General features: G+C 65.3%; 12 protein-coding genes and 1 riboswitch. Of the genes, 2 read left to right on the forward strand and 10 right to left on the reverse strand.

What is annotated here, in order from left to right; translation table 11 throughout:
• Positions 1 to 72: 72 nt before the first annotated feature.
• From KGQ91_RS14250 to KGQ91_RS14260, 3 genes are all read right to left on the reverse strand, one after another.
• On the reverse strand, positions 73 to 1,884 hold the full coding sequence (locus KGQ91_RS14250; RefSeq protein ID WP_224421285.1) for an acyl-CoA dehydrogenase C-terminal domain-containing protein: 1,812 nt from the start codon (positions 1,882 to 1,884) through the stop codon (positions 73 to 75).
• Between the two features lie 143 nt (positions 1,885 to 2,027).
• Positions 2,028 to 2,789, reverse strand: a complete 762-nt coding sequence (locus KGQ91_RS14255) for an SDR family NAD(P)-dependent oxidoreductase (protein ID WP_163648984.1) — start codon at positions 2,787 to 2,789, stop codon at positions 2,028 to 2,030.
• 68 nt (positions 2,790 to 2,857) lie between these two features.
• A complete protein-coding gene (locus KGQ91_RS14260) occupies positions 2,858 to 3,445 on the reverse strand; it encodes a TetR/AcrR family transcriptional regulator (RefSeq protein ID WP_224421286.1) in 588 nt (195 codons plus the stop codon).
• Between the two features lie 107 nt (positions 3,446 to 3,552).
• Between KGQ91_RS14260 and KGQ91_RS14265 the strand changes: the two genes are divergently transcribed.
• A complete protein-coding gene (locus tag KGQ91_RS14265; RefSeq protein ID WP_163648986.1) occupies positions 3,553 to 4,740 on the forward strand; it encodes an acetyl-CoA C-acyltransferase in 1,188 nt (395 codons plus the stop codon).
• A gap of 8 nt (positions 4,741 to 4,748) precedes the next feature.
• Here the strand turns inward: KGQ91_RS14265 and KGQ91_RS14270 are convergent, their stop codons facing one another.
• The 7 genes from KGQ91_RS14270 to KGQ91_RS14300 form a co-directional block, all read right to left on the reverse strand.
• Positions 4,749 to 5,075: a DUF190 domain-containing protein gene (locus KGQ91_RS14270; protein WP_163648987.1), complete on the reverse strand. Its 327-nt coding sequence runs from the start codon at positions 5,073 to 5,075 to the stop codon at positions 4,749 to 4,751.
• Positions 5,072 to 5,467, reverse strand: coding sequence for a fluoride efflux transporter CrcB (gene crcB / locus KGQ91_RS14275; RefSeq protein WP_163648988.1), 396 nt, complete (start codon positions 5,465 to 5,467; stop codon positions 5,072 to 5,074). The genes KGQ91_RS14270 and crcB overlap by 4 nt, the downstream gene beginning before the upstream one ends.
• A gap of 88 nt (positions 5,468 to 5,555) precedes the next feature.
• Positions 5,556 to 5,645, reverse strand: a riboswitch (Fluoride riboswitch).
• A gap of 54 nt (positions 5,646 to 5,699) precedes the next feature.
• The gene (pstB, locus tag KGQ91_RS14280) at positions 5,700 to 6,587 is read right to left on the reverse strand and encodes a phosphate ABC transporter ATP-binding protein PstB (RefSeq protein ID WP_224414635.1); all 888 of its coding nucleotides are present in this window, start codon (positions 6,585 to 6,587) and stop codon (positions 5,700 to 5,702) included.
• Positions 6,588 to 6,615: 28 nt separating this feature from the next.
• On the reverse strand, positions 6,616 to 7,782 hold the full coding sequence (gene pstA / locus KGQ91_RS14285; RefSeq protein ID WP_163648989.1) for a phosphate ABC transporter permease PstA: 1,167 nt from the start codon (positions 7,780 to 7,782) through the stop codon (positions 6,616 to 6,618).
• Between the two features lie 22 nt (positions 7,783 to 7,804).
• Entirely contained in the window at positions 7,805 to 9,061 is a 1,257-nt protein-coding gene (gene pstC, locus KGQ91_RS14290; RefSeq protein WP_163648990.1) for a phosphate ABC transporter permease subunit PstC, read from the reverse strand.
• Positions 9,062 to 9,200: 139 nt separating this feature from the next.
• Positions 9,201 to 10,214, reverse strand: coding sequence for a PstS family phosphate ABC transporter substrate-binding protein (locus tag KGQ91_RS14295; protein WP_163648991.1), 1,014 nt, complete (start codon positions 10,212 to 10,214; stop codon positions 9,201 to 9,203).
• Between the two features lie 306 nt (positions 10,215 to 10,520).
• A complete protein-coding gene (locus KGQ91_RS14300; RefSeq protein ID WP_163648992.1) occupies positions 10,521 to 11,723 on the reverse strand; it encodes a Bcr/CflA family multidrug efflux MFS transporter in 1,203 nt (400 codons plus the stop codon).
• 173 nt (positions 11,724 to 11,896) lie between these two features.
• Between KGQ91_RS14300 and KGQ91_RS14305 the strand changes: the two genes are divergently transcribed.
• Positions 11,897 to 13,636: a methyl-accepting chemotaxis protein gene (locus KGQ91_RS14305; RefSeq protein WP_163648993.1), complete on the forward strand. Its 1,740-nt coding sequence runs from the start codon at positions 11,897 to 11,899 to the stop codon at positions 13,634 to 13,636.
• The last annotated feature ends 29 nt before the right edge of the window (positions 13,637 to 13,665 follow it).

Genomic DNA, 13,665 nt, shown 5'->3' on the forward strand with positions numbered 1-13,665 from the left:
CGACACGACAGCCCCACGCCGGCATCAAACGGCGTGGGGCGATAGCGCAGTGTCACTCGAGGCGACGCTTACTCAGATCGCGAAGCCGCGTGCGAAGTCATCCTCGTCCAGTGCCATCAGCGACTCGCCGCCGGCGCGAATCATCGCCGCATGCGCGCGAGTCCGCGGCAGCAGGCGCTGATAGTAAAAGTCGGCGGTCGCCCGCTTGGCGCGATAGAAGGCCGCGTCCTCGGTGCCCTCCGCCAGCGCCCGCTCGGCGGTCGCCACGGCGCGCGCCCACAGGTAGGCCAGGGTGACATAGCCGGAATAGAGCAGGTAATCGACACTCGCGGCCCCGACTTCCTCGCGATCGTTCATCGCCTTCATGCCCACGGCCAGGGTCAGTTCGCCCCATTCGGCATTGAGCGTCGCCAGCGGTTCGACGAAGGGCTTCAGCACCTCGTTGTCGGCATTCGCCTGGCAGAACTTGTGAATTTCCTTGGTGAAGACCTTGAGCGTCTCGCCCTGACTCATCAGCACCTTGCGGCCCAGTAGGTCGAGCGCCTGGATGCCGGTGGTGCCCTCGTAGAGACGGGTGATGCGGGCATCGCGGACGAACTGCTCCATGCCCCACTCCTGGATGAAGCCATGACCGCCGAAGACCTGCAGGCCCTCGTTGGTGGCCTCGAAGCCCAGCTCGGTGAGAAAGGCCTTGACGATCGGCGTCAGCAGACCCAGCAGCGTTTCGGCCCGCTCGCGCTCGGCAGCGTCCGTGGCGTGGCCAGCCAGATCGACCAGTTGCCCGGTGTACATCACCAGCATGCGCCCACCCTCGGCCAGCGACTTCTGGGTGAGCAGCATGCGTCGCACGTCGGGGTGCACGATGATCGGGTCCGCCGGCTTGTCGGTAGCCTTGGCACCCGACAGGGCGCGCATCTGCAGGCGATCGCGCGCATAGGCCAGCGAGTTCTGGTAGCTCGCCTCCATCAGGCCCAGCCCCTGAATGCCCACGCCGATACGCGCCTCGTTCATCATGGTGAACATGCAGGCCAGGCCCTTGTGCGGCGGCCCGACCAGATAGCCCTTGGCGTCATCGAAGTTCATCACGCAGGTGGCGTTGCCGTGGATGCCCATCTTGTGCTCGAGCGAGCCGCAGGTGACGCCGTTGCGCTCGCCCGGGTTGCCGTCGGCATCGGGCAGGAACTTGGGCACCACGAACAGCGAGATGCCGCGGGAGCCCTCGGGGGCATCGGGCAGCTTGGCCAGTACCAGATGCACGATATTCTCGGCCAGGTCGTGCTCGCCGGCGGAGATGAAGATCTTGGTGCCGGTAATCCGGTAACCGTCGTCGCCCTCGGGAACGGCGCGGCTCTTGATCAGCCCCAGATCGGTCCCGCAGTGCGGTTCGGTCAGGCACATGGTCCCCGTCCACACGCCTTCGACCAGCTTGCTCAGGTAAGTGGCCTTCTGCGCCTCGGTGCCGTGATGGCGCAGCGCATCCGCCGCACCGTGGGACAGCCCCGGATACATGCCCCAGGCCAGGTTGCTCGAGCAGATCATCTCCGACAGGGCCAGACCCAGCGATGCCGGCAGCCCCTGGCCGCCGTGCTCGACCGCCGCGGACAGCCCCGGCCAGCCCCCCTCGACGTACCGGGCGTAGGCGTCCTTGAAGCCCCGCGGCGCCTTCACCTCGCCGCCTTCCAGCCGACAGCCTTCCTGATCCCCGCTCTGGTTCAGCGGCAACAGTACCTCGCGGGCGAAGCGTCCACCCTCCTCGAGAATCGCCGCGACGATATCGGGCGTCGCCTCCTCGCCACCGGGCAGACGCGCATAGTGGCCGGGGTAATCGAGCACCTCGTTCATGACGAAGTGCAGGTCGCGTAGCGGGGCCTGATAATCGGGCATCCTGGGCTCTCCTCGAATGACTGGGTAACGACCGTACAGTGGCCGCACTAAAACAGTCGTTTGAAACTAGAGTTGCATCTGCACAAAGTCAAGCGTTCGTTTCAATTTCGGGAAGCCTCGTTTCCGCAAGCAACATGACGGAATCAGCTCATGCGGATGCCGCCGTCGAGCCGAATCGTCTCGCCGTTGAGCATGACGTTGGTGATGCCCTGCTCCACCAGCGCCGCATACTCCGCGGCGCGCCCCAGCCGTTTGGGAAACGGCACCGCCGCCGACAGCGAGGCCACCGCGTCATCGGGGATGCCCTGCATCATCGGCGTCTCGAACACGCCCGGGGCGATGCTCAGCACGCGCACGCCGTAGCGCGACAGCTCGCGTGCCAGCGGCAGGGTCATCCCCGCCACGCCGGCCTTGGAGGCACTGTAGGCCGCCTGCCCCACCTGACCGTCGAAGGCGGCGATCGACGCCGTGGTGATCACCACGCCACGCTCGCCGTCCTCGCCCTCGGGCGCGTTGCGGGCCATGGCCGCCGCCGCCAGCCGCACGACGTTGAAGGTGCCGGTCAGGTTGATCGCCACCGTGCGCGCGAAGTCATCCAGCGAGCCCGGATTGCCGTCCCGGTCGAGCAGCTTGGCGACGCTGACCACCCCCGCACAGTGCACGAGCCCGTGCAGACCGCCCCGGGCCACGGCCCGGTCCACCGCCGCCTGCATGGCCGCCGCATCGAGGATGTCACCGCACACCGCCTCGGCACGCGCGCCGAGCGAGGCCGCCCGATCGTTCACCGCCTCGCTGCGGTCGCTCATCACCACCCGGGCGCCACCCGCCACCAGCCGTTCGGCGGTGGCCGCGCCCAGCCCGGACGCCGCACCGGTCACCAGGAACTGCCGGTCACGTATCTGCATCGCCGCTCTCCCCTGTGGCCCTGAACCTGTCGCCCTGAGAATGAAGCTAGCCCGGGATGGCCCGCCCGTCACTCGCGCGTGATCATGGCCACCAGCGCCCGCGCCAGATCTTCCGAGGTGCGCCCTCCCTCGCCGACCGTGTCCGAGGGGTTGTACCAGCGTACCGTCCAGTTGAGTGCCCCCAGCACGAAACGGCGCACCAGAAAGGCATCCCCCGTGACGATCCCGGCGGCGATCGCCTCGTCGATCACCTGCTCCCAGAGCCGTTCGTAGGCATCACGCAGCGGTACCAGCCGCTCCCGCGAGGCCGCATCGAGACGCCGCCACTCGTAGAGGGCGGCCACATGCGCGTTGCGATCGCTGAGCAGGGTTTCCAGGTGGGCGCGGGCCATGGCATGCAGGCGTGCCCGCGGCCGGGGGTCGGCCTCCGCCAGTTCCCGCCGGGCGATGGCCAGAGCCCGTTGCGTGCCTTCCTCGATCACCGCACAGAGGATCTCCTGCTTGTCACGGAAGTGATGGAACAGGCTGCCGGACTTGATGCCCATCGCCTGGGCCAGCATGCGCACCGTGGTGCGATCGAAGCCCGTCTCGACGAAAAGACGAGCCGCGATGCCGACCAGCTCCTTGCGGCGCGGCGAGGCGTTTTCTAGAGTCATTCCTGAACGAGCGCTTGCTTGGTTTCGTCCGAGCAAACCACAGGGGCCGAAGCGGGTCAACGCGCGGCACCCTGCCCCAACCCGCCGCCCAGCCTCGGAGACCGCCCATGAACGCCGCAGACGAGATCGTCATCCTCTCGGGAGCCAGAACCCCCATGGGCAGCCTGCTGGGGAGCCTGTCAAGCATCAGTGCCCCGGAACTGGGCGCCGTCGCCGTGCGCGGTGCCATCGAGCGCGCCGGGGTCGAGCCCGGCGAGATCGACGAGGGCCTGATGGGCTGCGTGCTGCCTGCCGGGCTCGGCCAGGGGCCGGCGCGTCAGGCCCTGCGCCGCGCGGGCGTGCCCGACGCCTGCGGGGCGACCACCGTCAACAAGCTGTGCGGCTCGGGCATGAAGGCGGCCATGCTGGCCCACGACCTCCTGCGCGCCGGCAGCGGCTCGCTGGTGGTCGCCGGGGGCATGGAGTCGATGTCCAACGCCCCGCACCTGCTGCCCGGCGCCCGCGCCGGCTACCGGCTGGGCCACGGTGCGCTCAAGGATCACCTGTTCCTCGACGGCCTGGAGGATGCCGAGAGCGGCCGGCTGATGGGCGCCTTCGCCCAGCAGGTGGCCGATGACCGCGGCTACTCCCGCGAGCGCATGGACGACTTCGCCATCGCTTCCCTGGAGCGCGCCATGGCCGCCGACCGGCATGGCGAACTCGCCGACGAGATCGTGCCGGTGAGCGTGACCTCCCGGCAGGGAACGAGCCGGGTCGAGCAGGACGAGCAGCCCTTCAGTGCCAAGCTGGAGCGCATTCGTTCCTTGCGACCGGCCTTCGGCGAACACGGGACCATCACCGCCGCCAATGCCAGCTCCATCTCGGACGGTGCCTCGGCACTGCTGCTCGCCCGTCGCGATGCCGCCGAGGCGCGCGGCCTGACACCCCAGGCGCGGATACTCGGCCACGCCACGCATTCCCGCCACCCGAGCGAGTTTACCCTGGCGCCCGTCGGCGCCGTCGGCAAGCTGCTCGAGCGACTCGACTGGCACGTCGACGACGTCGACCTCTTCGAAATCAACGAGGCCTTCGCGGTGGTGACGCTGATCGCCATGGACGAACTGAACCTGCCCCACGAGCGAGTCAATGTGTTCGGCGGTGCCTGCGCCCAGGGCCATCCGATCGGCTCGAGCGGCTCGCGGATCCTCGTCACGCTGCTCAACGCCCTGCGCCGGCGCGGCGGCCGGCGGGGCATCGCCAGCCTGTGCATCGGCGGCGGCGAGGCCACCGCCGTGGCCATCGAACGGCTCGACTGAGCCGCCGCTCAGTGGCCCGGATGCGCGAACTCGACCGGCCGGCGCAGACAGAACACCGGGATGCCGGCCGCCGCCACCGCCTCGACCAGCCGGTCGGCCATGCCGGGCTCGAGCACGAACATCACCTCCTCCGGGCGATCGGCCAGCTCGAAGAAGTGTGCCGAATGGCGATGCCCGTCCTCGCCCGCGCTCATCTCGCCGGCGCGCCGCGTCAGCCGAGTGATACCCAGCCCGTGCGCCTCGTCGATCACCGCCTCCAGCGCCGAACGGCCGTGATGACGACGCGACTCCGGCGCCATGAAGATCACCTCGAATCCCTGCTGCCAGGCTGTCATCGTATTGCCCCCGCCAGGTTGCGCATCAGTTGAAAGGTCGCCATGCCCACGGCAGTCATGGCCAGCGAACCGCCGACATGCAGCACGATGCCGGTCAGCGCCAGGCTCCAGCGCCCGCCCTGCAGGGCGGAAAGCATCTCCGCGGAAAAGGTCGAGAAGGTGGTCAGCGCGCCGAGAAAGCCGGTGACCACGAAGAGCCGCCATTCCGGCGCCAGCGGCAGCTGGCCGAACAACGCGATGGCCACGCCGATCAGCCAGGCACCGAGCCAGTTGGCCACCAGGGTGCCGGGCGGCAGCGAGGGAAACAGTGCATTGAGCCACAGGCCGAGCAGCCAGCGCAGGTTGGCCCCCAGCGCCGCGCCACTGCCGATGGCGATGATCGATAACCACATGAGGAAGGACCCTGTCCTGTTGCCGAACATAATCAAGAACGCGAGACGCACAGGATCAGAACGCACGACGCCTGCTGCGCCACCCGGGCGCCTCGCAGGCATCATTAACCGTGAGTACGGTGGTTTGGCGGGCCGGAAACACCGTGCCGCCGGGAGGCATGCCATCTCCCGGGCGATAGGTTTAGCATGCCCTCCCGCGAGGGTTCAAGGCCTGCCGCGGGCAGGCTTGCGATCAGCCGTAACGGCCGGTGATGTAGTCCTCGGTCTTCCTGATGTGTGGATTGGAGAACATCACCCGCGTATCGTTGTACTCGATCAGCTCGCCAAGATGGAAGAACGCTGTGTAGTCCGCAACGCGGGCGGCCTGCTGCATGTTATGCGTGACCGTGACGATGGTGAACTGCTGCTTGAGCTTGTCCATCAGGTCTTCGATGGTCGCCGTCGAGATCGGATCGAGCGCCGAAGTCGGTTCATCCATCAGGATCACGTCGGGTTGCACGGCAATCGCCCGGGCGATACACAGACGCTGCTGCTGACCGCCCGAGAGCGAGGTGCCCGGCTGGTGCAGCTTGTCCTTGACCTCGTTCCATAGCCCAGCGTCTCGCAGTGCGCGCTCGACCAGCTCGTCCTGTTCGGCCTTGCGCCCAACCAGATCATGCATGCGCGGCGCGTAGGCGATATTCTCGTAGATCGACTTTGGGAACGGGTTGGGCTTCTGAAAGACCATGCCCACCCTGCGGCGCAGGGCCACCTCGTCCATCTTTGTCTCGTTGACATCGCGGCCGTCCATCTCCACCAGCCCCTGGATGCGCACGCTCTTGATCAGGTCATTCATGCGGTTGAGGCAACGCAGGAAGGTCGACTTGCCACAGCCCGAGGGGCCGATCAGCGCAGTGACGTTCTTCTGATAGATGTCGATGTTGATGTTCTTCAGCGCCTGATGCTCGCCGTACCAGAGATTGAGATCGCGCACGCGAATGCTCAACTCGTGGTTAGCCTCCTTGTTGCGATTGACCGGCTCGCCCGGCTGCCCCGCCTGGGGTGCGTGAGTCCTTGTGGAATCGCCCGTTGGCACGTCGATGGCCTGCCCCTTCGCCTGGGTAGTCTGTTCGTTGAGCATGAATCGTGTCCTCGAGATAGTCGCCGGCTTACCAGCGACGTTCGAATTTCTTGCGCAGCAACACTGCAGTGGCATTGAGCGTGATCAGCACCGCGAGGAGGACCAGAATGCCGCCGGCGGTCTTCTCGACGAAGGCGGGGCTCGGGTCGCCCGCCCACGTGAAGACTTGCGCCGGCATCACCGTGGCGGCGTTGGTAAACGAGGCCGAGACATCGGGAATGAAGGCCACCATACCGACAATGATCAGTGGTGCGGTCTCGCCCATCGCCTGGGCCATGCCGATGATCGACCCGGTCAGGATGCCCGGCAGCGACAGCGGCAGGACATGATCGCGCACTACCTGCCAGCGTGAACAGCCCACACCGAAGGCGGCCTGGCGGATGCCATCCGGCACACTGCGTAGCGCCGTGCGGGTGGCGATGATGATCACCGGCAGCGTCATCAACGCCAGCGTCAGGCCACCCACCAGCGGCGAGGAGCGCGGCACGCCGAAGAAGTTGATGTAGACCGCCAGCCCCAGAAGACCGAAGAGAATCGACGGGACCGCGGCCAGGTTGTTGATGTTGATCTCGATGATCTGGGTAAGATGGTTGTCGGGTGCGAACTCCTCGAGATAGACCGCGGTCATCACTCCGACCGGGAAACACACAGCCATGGTCACGATCAGCGTCATCACCGTGCCCATCGCTGCCGCGGCGATCCCCGCCATTTCGGGCATCCGCGAGTCACCTGTGGTGAAGAAGGTAGTATTGAAGCGCAGCTCGGCACGCCCCTGCTCGACCAGTCGATCGACGACGCGCTTCTCCTTGGGACGAAGTTCCGAATTGTGCCCCTTTAGATACTGATCGACAGTGCTGTCGGCGATCACCCACTCCATACGCTGCGTGCCGAGCAGCTCTGGATTTTCTTCCATCCGTGATGGAATCAGGCGCAGGTAGCCACGGCTGACCAGCGAGCGCACGTCGTCGCCCACCGCCGCAGGCGGAATCTCCCGGGCCTGCTCACTGTAGTTCACCTCGATCTGAATCTGGGCCTGCTGGAAGGCGGGCAGCCCCTTGACCAGCATGTCGCCAATGAACACCACCAGGAAGGCCGCAGCGAGGATCAGCGCGCCCATCGACATCCGCTTGAGGTTGGCCGAGCGCCGATGTCGCCGCCTGAGCTGGGCGGTGATCTCGTCGAAGGATTGGCTCATGAGTGTAACGAACCTCGTCGTATCACAGAGTGTTGGTGCGGTACTTTTCGCGGAAGCGGCGAATCATCAGTACCGACACCATGTTGAGGGCCAAGGTGACCACAAACAGCACCAGCCCCAGGGCAAAGGCGGACAATGTCTCGGCGCTTTCGAACTCCTGGTCGCCGGTCAACGCAGCGACGATACGCACGGTCACCGTGGTCATGTCTTCGAGCGGGTTGGCGGTCAGGTTGGGACGCATGCCGGCAGCCATCACCACGATCATCGTCTCCCCCAGCGCACGGGAGACGGCGAGCAGCGAGGCCGAGATGATGCCCGGCAGCGACGCGGGCAGCACCACACTCTTGATAGTCTCGCTCTTGGTCATGCCCAGCGCCAGTGAACCCTCGCGCATGCTGTCGGGAACCGCGTTGATCACGTCATCGGACAGCGACGAGATGAAGGGAATGATCATGATCCCCATCACCACACCCGGCGCAAGGGCGTTATTGTAGGAAGCATCGAGGCCGAAGAAGCCGGCGAAGTCGACGATGATCGGCGCCACGGTGATCGCCGCAAAGAAGCCATAGACCACCGTGGGGATGCCGGCCAGCACCTCCAGCACCGGCTTTGCCAGGGTACGGATCCGCGGCGGCGCGAATTCGGCCATGTAGATTGCCGCGAGCAGCCCGACCGGTATCGCCACGAGCATGGCGATCAACGAAATAATGAAAGTGCCTACGAACAGCGGCACCGAGCCGAACTGGGCAACGCTCTCCACCTCGCCGCCGCGTCCGGCCGCGGCGAGGAAACTATCGCCCGGCGCCCAGGTGGTGCCGGTGAGGAAATCCCAGAGGCTCTGCATCTGGAAGAAGCGGATCGCTTCGGAAATGATCGACAACAGGATGCCGAAGGTAGTCACGATCGACACCAGGGCTGCACAGGCCAGCGCCAGGCGAATCACCCGCTCGATGGCCTGACGAGCGTGAAAATCGGGACGCACCTGCATGACCCCGACGAACAGCCCAATGGCGGCAATCACCAGGCTTGCGGCAAGCAGGTAGGGCGTGGGTATCTCAGCACCCAGCAGCAGCATGACGAAGGCACCGACGGCCCCCACCAGAATGGCCGGGCCGGCCGTGGCCAGCACCGAAAACCAGGCGTACTGATCGGGCTGGGCATACATCGCCACCCCTGCCTGGCGCGTGCGCAAAGCCTTGGCGCGCGCCACGACGAATGCGATCAGGCCGAGCACCGCCAGCACCGCACAGAACGTCAGTAAAGTCAGGTTGGACAGCATAATCGGTCTCTTGCTACGGACCCCGCCCCGTCAGCCCCGGAACCAAATGACACTTGGCCCCGGGCCTCGAGGGCCTTTCGGTATGCAAACGGGCCGACGACTCTCGTCGCCGGCCTCGCTTCTCATGGGCGACGCTGACTTACTTGAGGTCGGCCAGTTCGAGCTTCTCGTGGTTCTTTACCTGCTGGCGCTGCATCTTGCGCATGTCTTCCGGCAGCGGGATCAGACCCAGCCCCTTGAGGTAACCCATCGGCCCGATCATCTTCTCGCTCATGAACAGGTTAGCGTACTCGTACATCGCCGGCACGCTGTCGGCGTGCTGGTTCTTGATGTAGAAGAACAGCGAACGCGACACCGGATAATCGCCAGAGCTGATCGTCTCGGGCGTGGGCTCGACACCGTCGATGCTGGCACCAGTCAGGGTGTCGGAATTCTCTTCCAGATAAGAGTAACCGAAAATGCCGAAGGCATCGGTATCCTCGGCCAGACGCTGAACGATCAGGTTGTCGTTCTCTCCAGCGTCGATGTAGGCACCATCCGAGCGGATGTCAGTGTAGGCCTTGCCACCGTAGGCCTTCATGTCTTCAGAGGCGGCTTCCATCACCAGTTCCTCGAAGGCATCGCGGGTCCCGGAAGTGGTGGGCGGTCCATAGACGGAGATCTCGCGATCCGGCAGCGACGGATCAATGTCGCTCCACTTCTTGTAGGGGTTGGCAACGAGCTTGCCATCCTGCGGCACCTTGGCGGCAAGCGCCAGGAAGATCTGCTTACGAGTCAGGTTGATCGGGTCGTTGTCGCTCGATTCGGCGAAGGCAATACCGTCATAGCCGATAGTCGCCTCGGTGATATCGGTGACCCCGTTCTTCTTGCAGCGCTCGAACTCGGAGACCTTCATGGGTCGAGAGGCGTTGGTGATGTCCGGAGTGTCCTCACCGACACCGGCGCAGAACAGCTTCAAACCGCCACCAGAGCCAGTGGATTCGATAACCGGCGTTTGGTAGTCGGTGGTCGCTCCGAACTCTTCCACGACATAGCTGGCAAACGGGTAGACCGTGCTCGAGCCGACGATGCGAAGCTGCTCACGGGCCTGGGCGACACCGACTACGCCCATCACGGCGGCGGCAACGGCAGTGGTCTTCAGGATGCGGTTCATGCGGGTAACTCCTGTCGATGAGAGTGTTCAACCTTCTCTCTGCACAAGATGCCGCAGGAAGATGACAGCTTCGTGACAGCCAACGGACGTGGAACGCCTGTCCGGGAAGCCAGCATCGTTCACTCCCATCCGCGGGGCGAAACGCAAGGCCAGCGGGCTCTTCAGTGCAGCGAGGACCGGGCGGCGCCTCCAGCCCCAGGGTGGCGCCTCCAGCCCCATGAAAGCAGCCAGGTCGGGAGCGTGACAGATCATCACGGTCAAGGAAAGGCCGGACACAGATCGCGCCGCCCCCTGACTCGCTGAGCGTCATGGCGATGCCGGTGCCTGCCGCAGGGCATGGCCAGACAGTACGCGCACTCCGACGTTGCCGATCACCGAGGCACCGACCATGGTCAGCACCATGGGCCAGGCACTGGGAATCTGGAAGGCCCCCACCAGCACCCCGGCCAGCGCGCCGCAGGAGAACTGGATGCTGCCCTGCATGGCCGTCGCCGTGGCGCTCATGTGTGGAAAGTGATCGAGCATTGACGACATGGCGTTGGGACCGATCAGCCCCTGCATGCCGACAAACACCACCAGCAAAGGTACCACCGAGTAGAGTGAATCCCAGCCGAGCGCGAAGACCGCCAGCAGGACGATGCCCATGACCAACTGAATCGCCAGCCCCCAGAGCAGATTGTTCTGTGGCGAGAAATAGCGCAGCAGGCGAATATTGACGCGATTGGACGCCGACATCACCAGGATGTTGGCGCCGAAGACGAAGGGATAGGCCGCCGGTGACAGATCGAAATACTCCATGTAGAGAAACGGCGACCCGGTGATGAAGGCGAACATTCCGGCGAAGGACATCGACACCGCACAGATGTAGCCCATCGCCTCGCGGTGGGCGAGTACGCTGCGATAGTTGCCGAGCACTTGCACGAAGTTCGGCGCATCCGGGTCACGGCCATGGGTCTCCGGCAGGTAGCGGTGCAACAACCACAGCACGAAGCCCGCATAGCCGGCGAGGAAGGCGAAGATCAGCCACCAGTCCGCCAGGTAGAGCAGCGCACTACCCAGTGCCGGCGCCACCAAGGGTGCCAGCATCAAAATCATCACCATGGTCGACAGAACCTTGGCCGCCTCGCGTCCACTGAAGCAGTCGCGCACGATCGCCGCCGAGTTGACCACCGATGCCCCACCCCCCAGTGCCTGAAGGAAACGCAGCGCCCAGAGCATCTCCAGCGAATTCACTTGGGTGATCGCAAGGCTGGTCAGCAGAAAGACCACCACTCCGCCGAGCAGCACCGGGCGCCGCCCCAGCCGGTCCGACAGCGGCCCGAAGATCAACTGGCCCAGGGCGAAGCCGAACAGGAACAGGCTCACCGACAGCTCGGTCAGATGCACGCTGGCATCGACGGTCCTCGCCAGCGCCGGAATGGCGGGAAGGTAGGCATCGATCGCCAGCGGCGCAATGGCGGTATTGGCCGCCACCAGCAGGGCAATCCGTCGTGGGGTGATCGGCGACATACGTTTCCTTACGTCGGTAGTCAATCGGGTCGGGCGCACATCATAGCAGGCCCGGACGATTGTCAGGGCGATGCTGCCATATTAGCCAAACTGCAACACATCCCTGCTAGAACCGACCCGATGCCGCACCCAGAGCGGCACGAAAAGAAATCGAATCATCGCAAGGGTCATTCATGAAAACTCTCGATAATCTGTCCGTCCGCGCGACCTGGACGGCCGTGCTGGCCGTCTTCAGCCTCATGGTGCTGAGCGTCGGCGCTCTGGGCCTGTACGCTAATCACTACAGCCGCCAGACCTTCGGCACGCTCGATCAGATTCATGTCGAGCAATCCTCCGCGCTGGACCGGGCCTATATCGACATGCTGCGCGCCCGGGTGGCGATGGATCGTGCCGCCGCCCTTCTCGCCAAACCCTCCTTCGATCGCCCGGGGCCAGTCATCGAACAAGCCAAGACCCTACTCACCGGTGCCAGCCAGGCCTTCGAACACTTTCAGTCCATCCCACCGCAGCCCGGTCAGGCCAAGGCGACCGAGGCGCTCGCCAAACGTTTCCAGTCGCTGCTCAATACCGGCCTCTCCCTGCAGTTGATGAGCCTCGAGGACAGCGACGTCAGCGGTTATCAGTCGGGGCGCTCGCGGGTCAGCGCGATGAGCCAGGCATTCATGGCCAGCGCCGATGACTTTTTCACGACCTCGCGCCAGCGCGGCAACGCCCTGGTCAGTGCCTTCAACGCCATGAGTGTGCTGCTCGACATCGCCATCGCCGGCGCCCTGCTCGTCAGCCTGGTGCTGGGCGGTCTGATGCTGTTCTGGGTGGCCCGTCACGTGACCCGCCCACTGCGCGACCTGCTGGTACACTTCGCGCAGATGCGCGACGGCGATCTTTCCCATCCCGTCGGGGCACGCGGGACCAATGAGATCGGCCGGCTTTTCCTGGGACTCGAGGAGCTGCGACACAACCTGGCGTCGACGGTGAATGGCGTCCGTAACAGCGGCGAGGCGGTGCATGCACGGGTTCGTGACCTCGCCCAGGGAAACGCCGAGCTCTCCGACGACACCGAATGTCAGGCGACCTCGCTGGAAGAGACCGCCACCAGCCTCGATCAGTTGACCACGACTGTCGCCCACAACGCCGACAATGCCAACCGTGCCAGCGACCTGGCCGCCAACACGGCGCACCAGGCGTACGATGGCGGCCGGGTCATGGACGAAATGACCAACACCATGCGCGGTATCGAGGAGGGCTCCCGACGAGTCGGCGAGATCGTCACGCTGATCGACACCATCGCCTTTCAGACCAACATTCTAGCCCTCAACGCCTCGGTGGAAGCGGCCCGGGCCGGCTCACAAGGGCGCGGCTTCGCGGTGGTTGCCGGCGAGGTCCGCAATCTCGCGGGGCGCTCGGCGACCGCTGCCAGCCAGGTTCGCGAACTGATCGATGACTCCGACCAGCGTGTCGAAGCCGGGGTACAACTCGCCGGCCGCGCCGGCCGGACCATGCAGGCGATCGTCGAGGCCATCGGGCAGGTCAGCGAACTTGTCGGCGAGATCGCCAATGCCTCACACGAGCAGAGCCGCGGCCTCGAGCAGGTCAACACCGCGGTCGCCGAGATGGAAAGCGTAACCCTGGGCAATCGGCGCCGCGCCCTGCAGGCCAGCGAGATCGCCCGGACCCTGCAGAGCGATGCGGACCGGCTGCGCGACAGCGTGGCCCGCTTTCGACTTGCCCCCGACTCGACCGCAGCCGATTCGGGGGCTGACATGGACTCCGCCACGACCGTTTTCGCCAGTGCCGCCACTAGACGCCCTGGCGACGAGGCCACATCAGATATAGCGGTCCTGTCAGACGCTTCAGGATCCGCGAGCCAACCAACGCTGGCATGTGACGACGAGGCACAACCGGCCCCCGTCTGATACCCCGCTCCTACACGGCATCGCACCGG

Source organism: Modicisalibacter tunisiensis, assembly GCF_020148005.1.
GTDB classification, from domain to species: domain Bacteria; phylum Pseudomonadota; class Gammaproteobacteria; order Pseudomonadales; family Halomonadaceae; genus Modicisalibacter; species Modicisalibacter tunisiensis.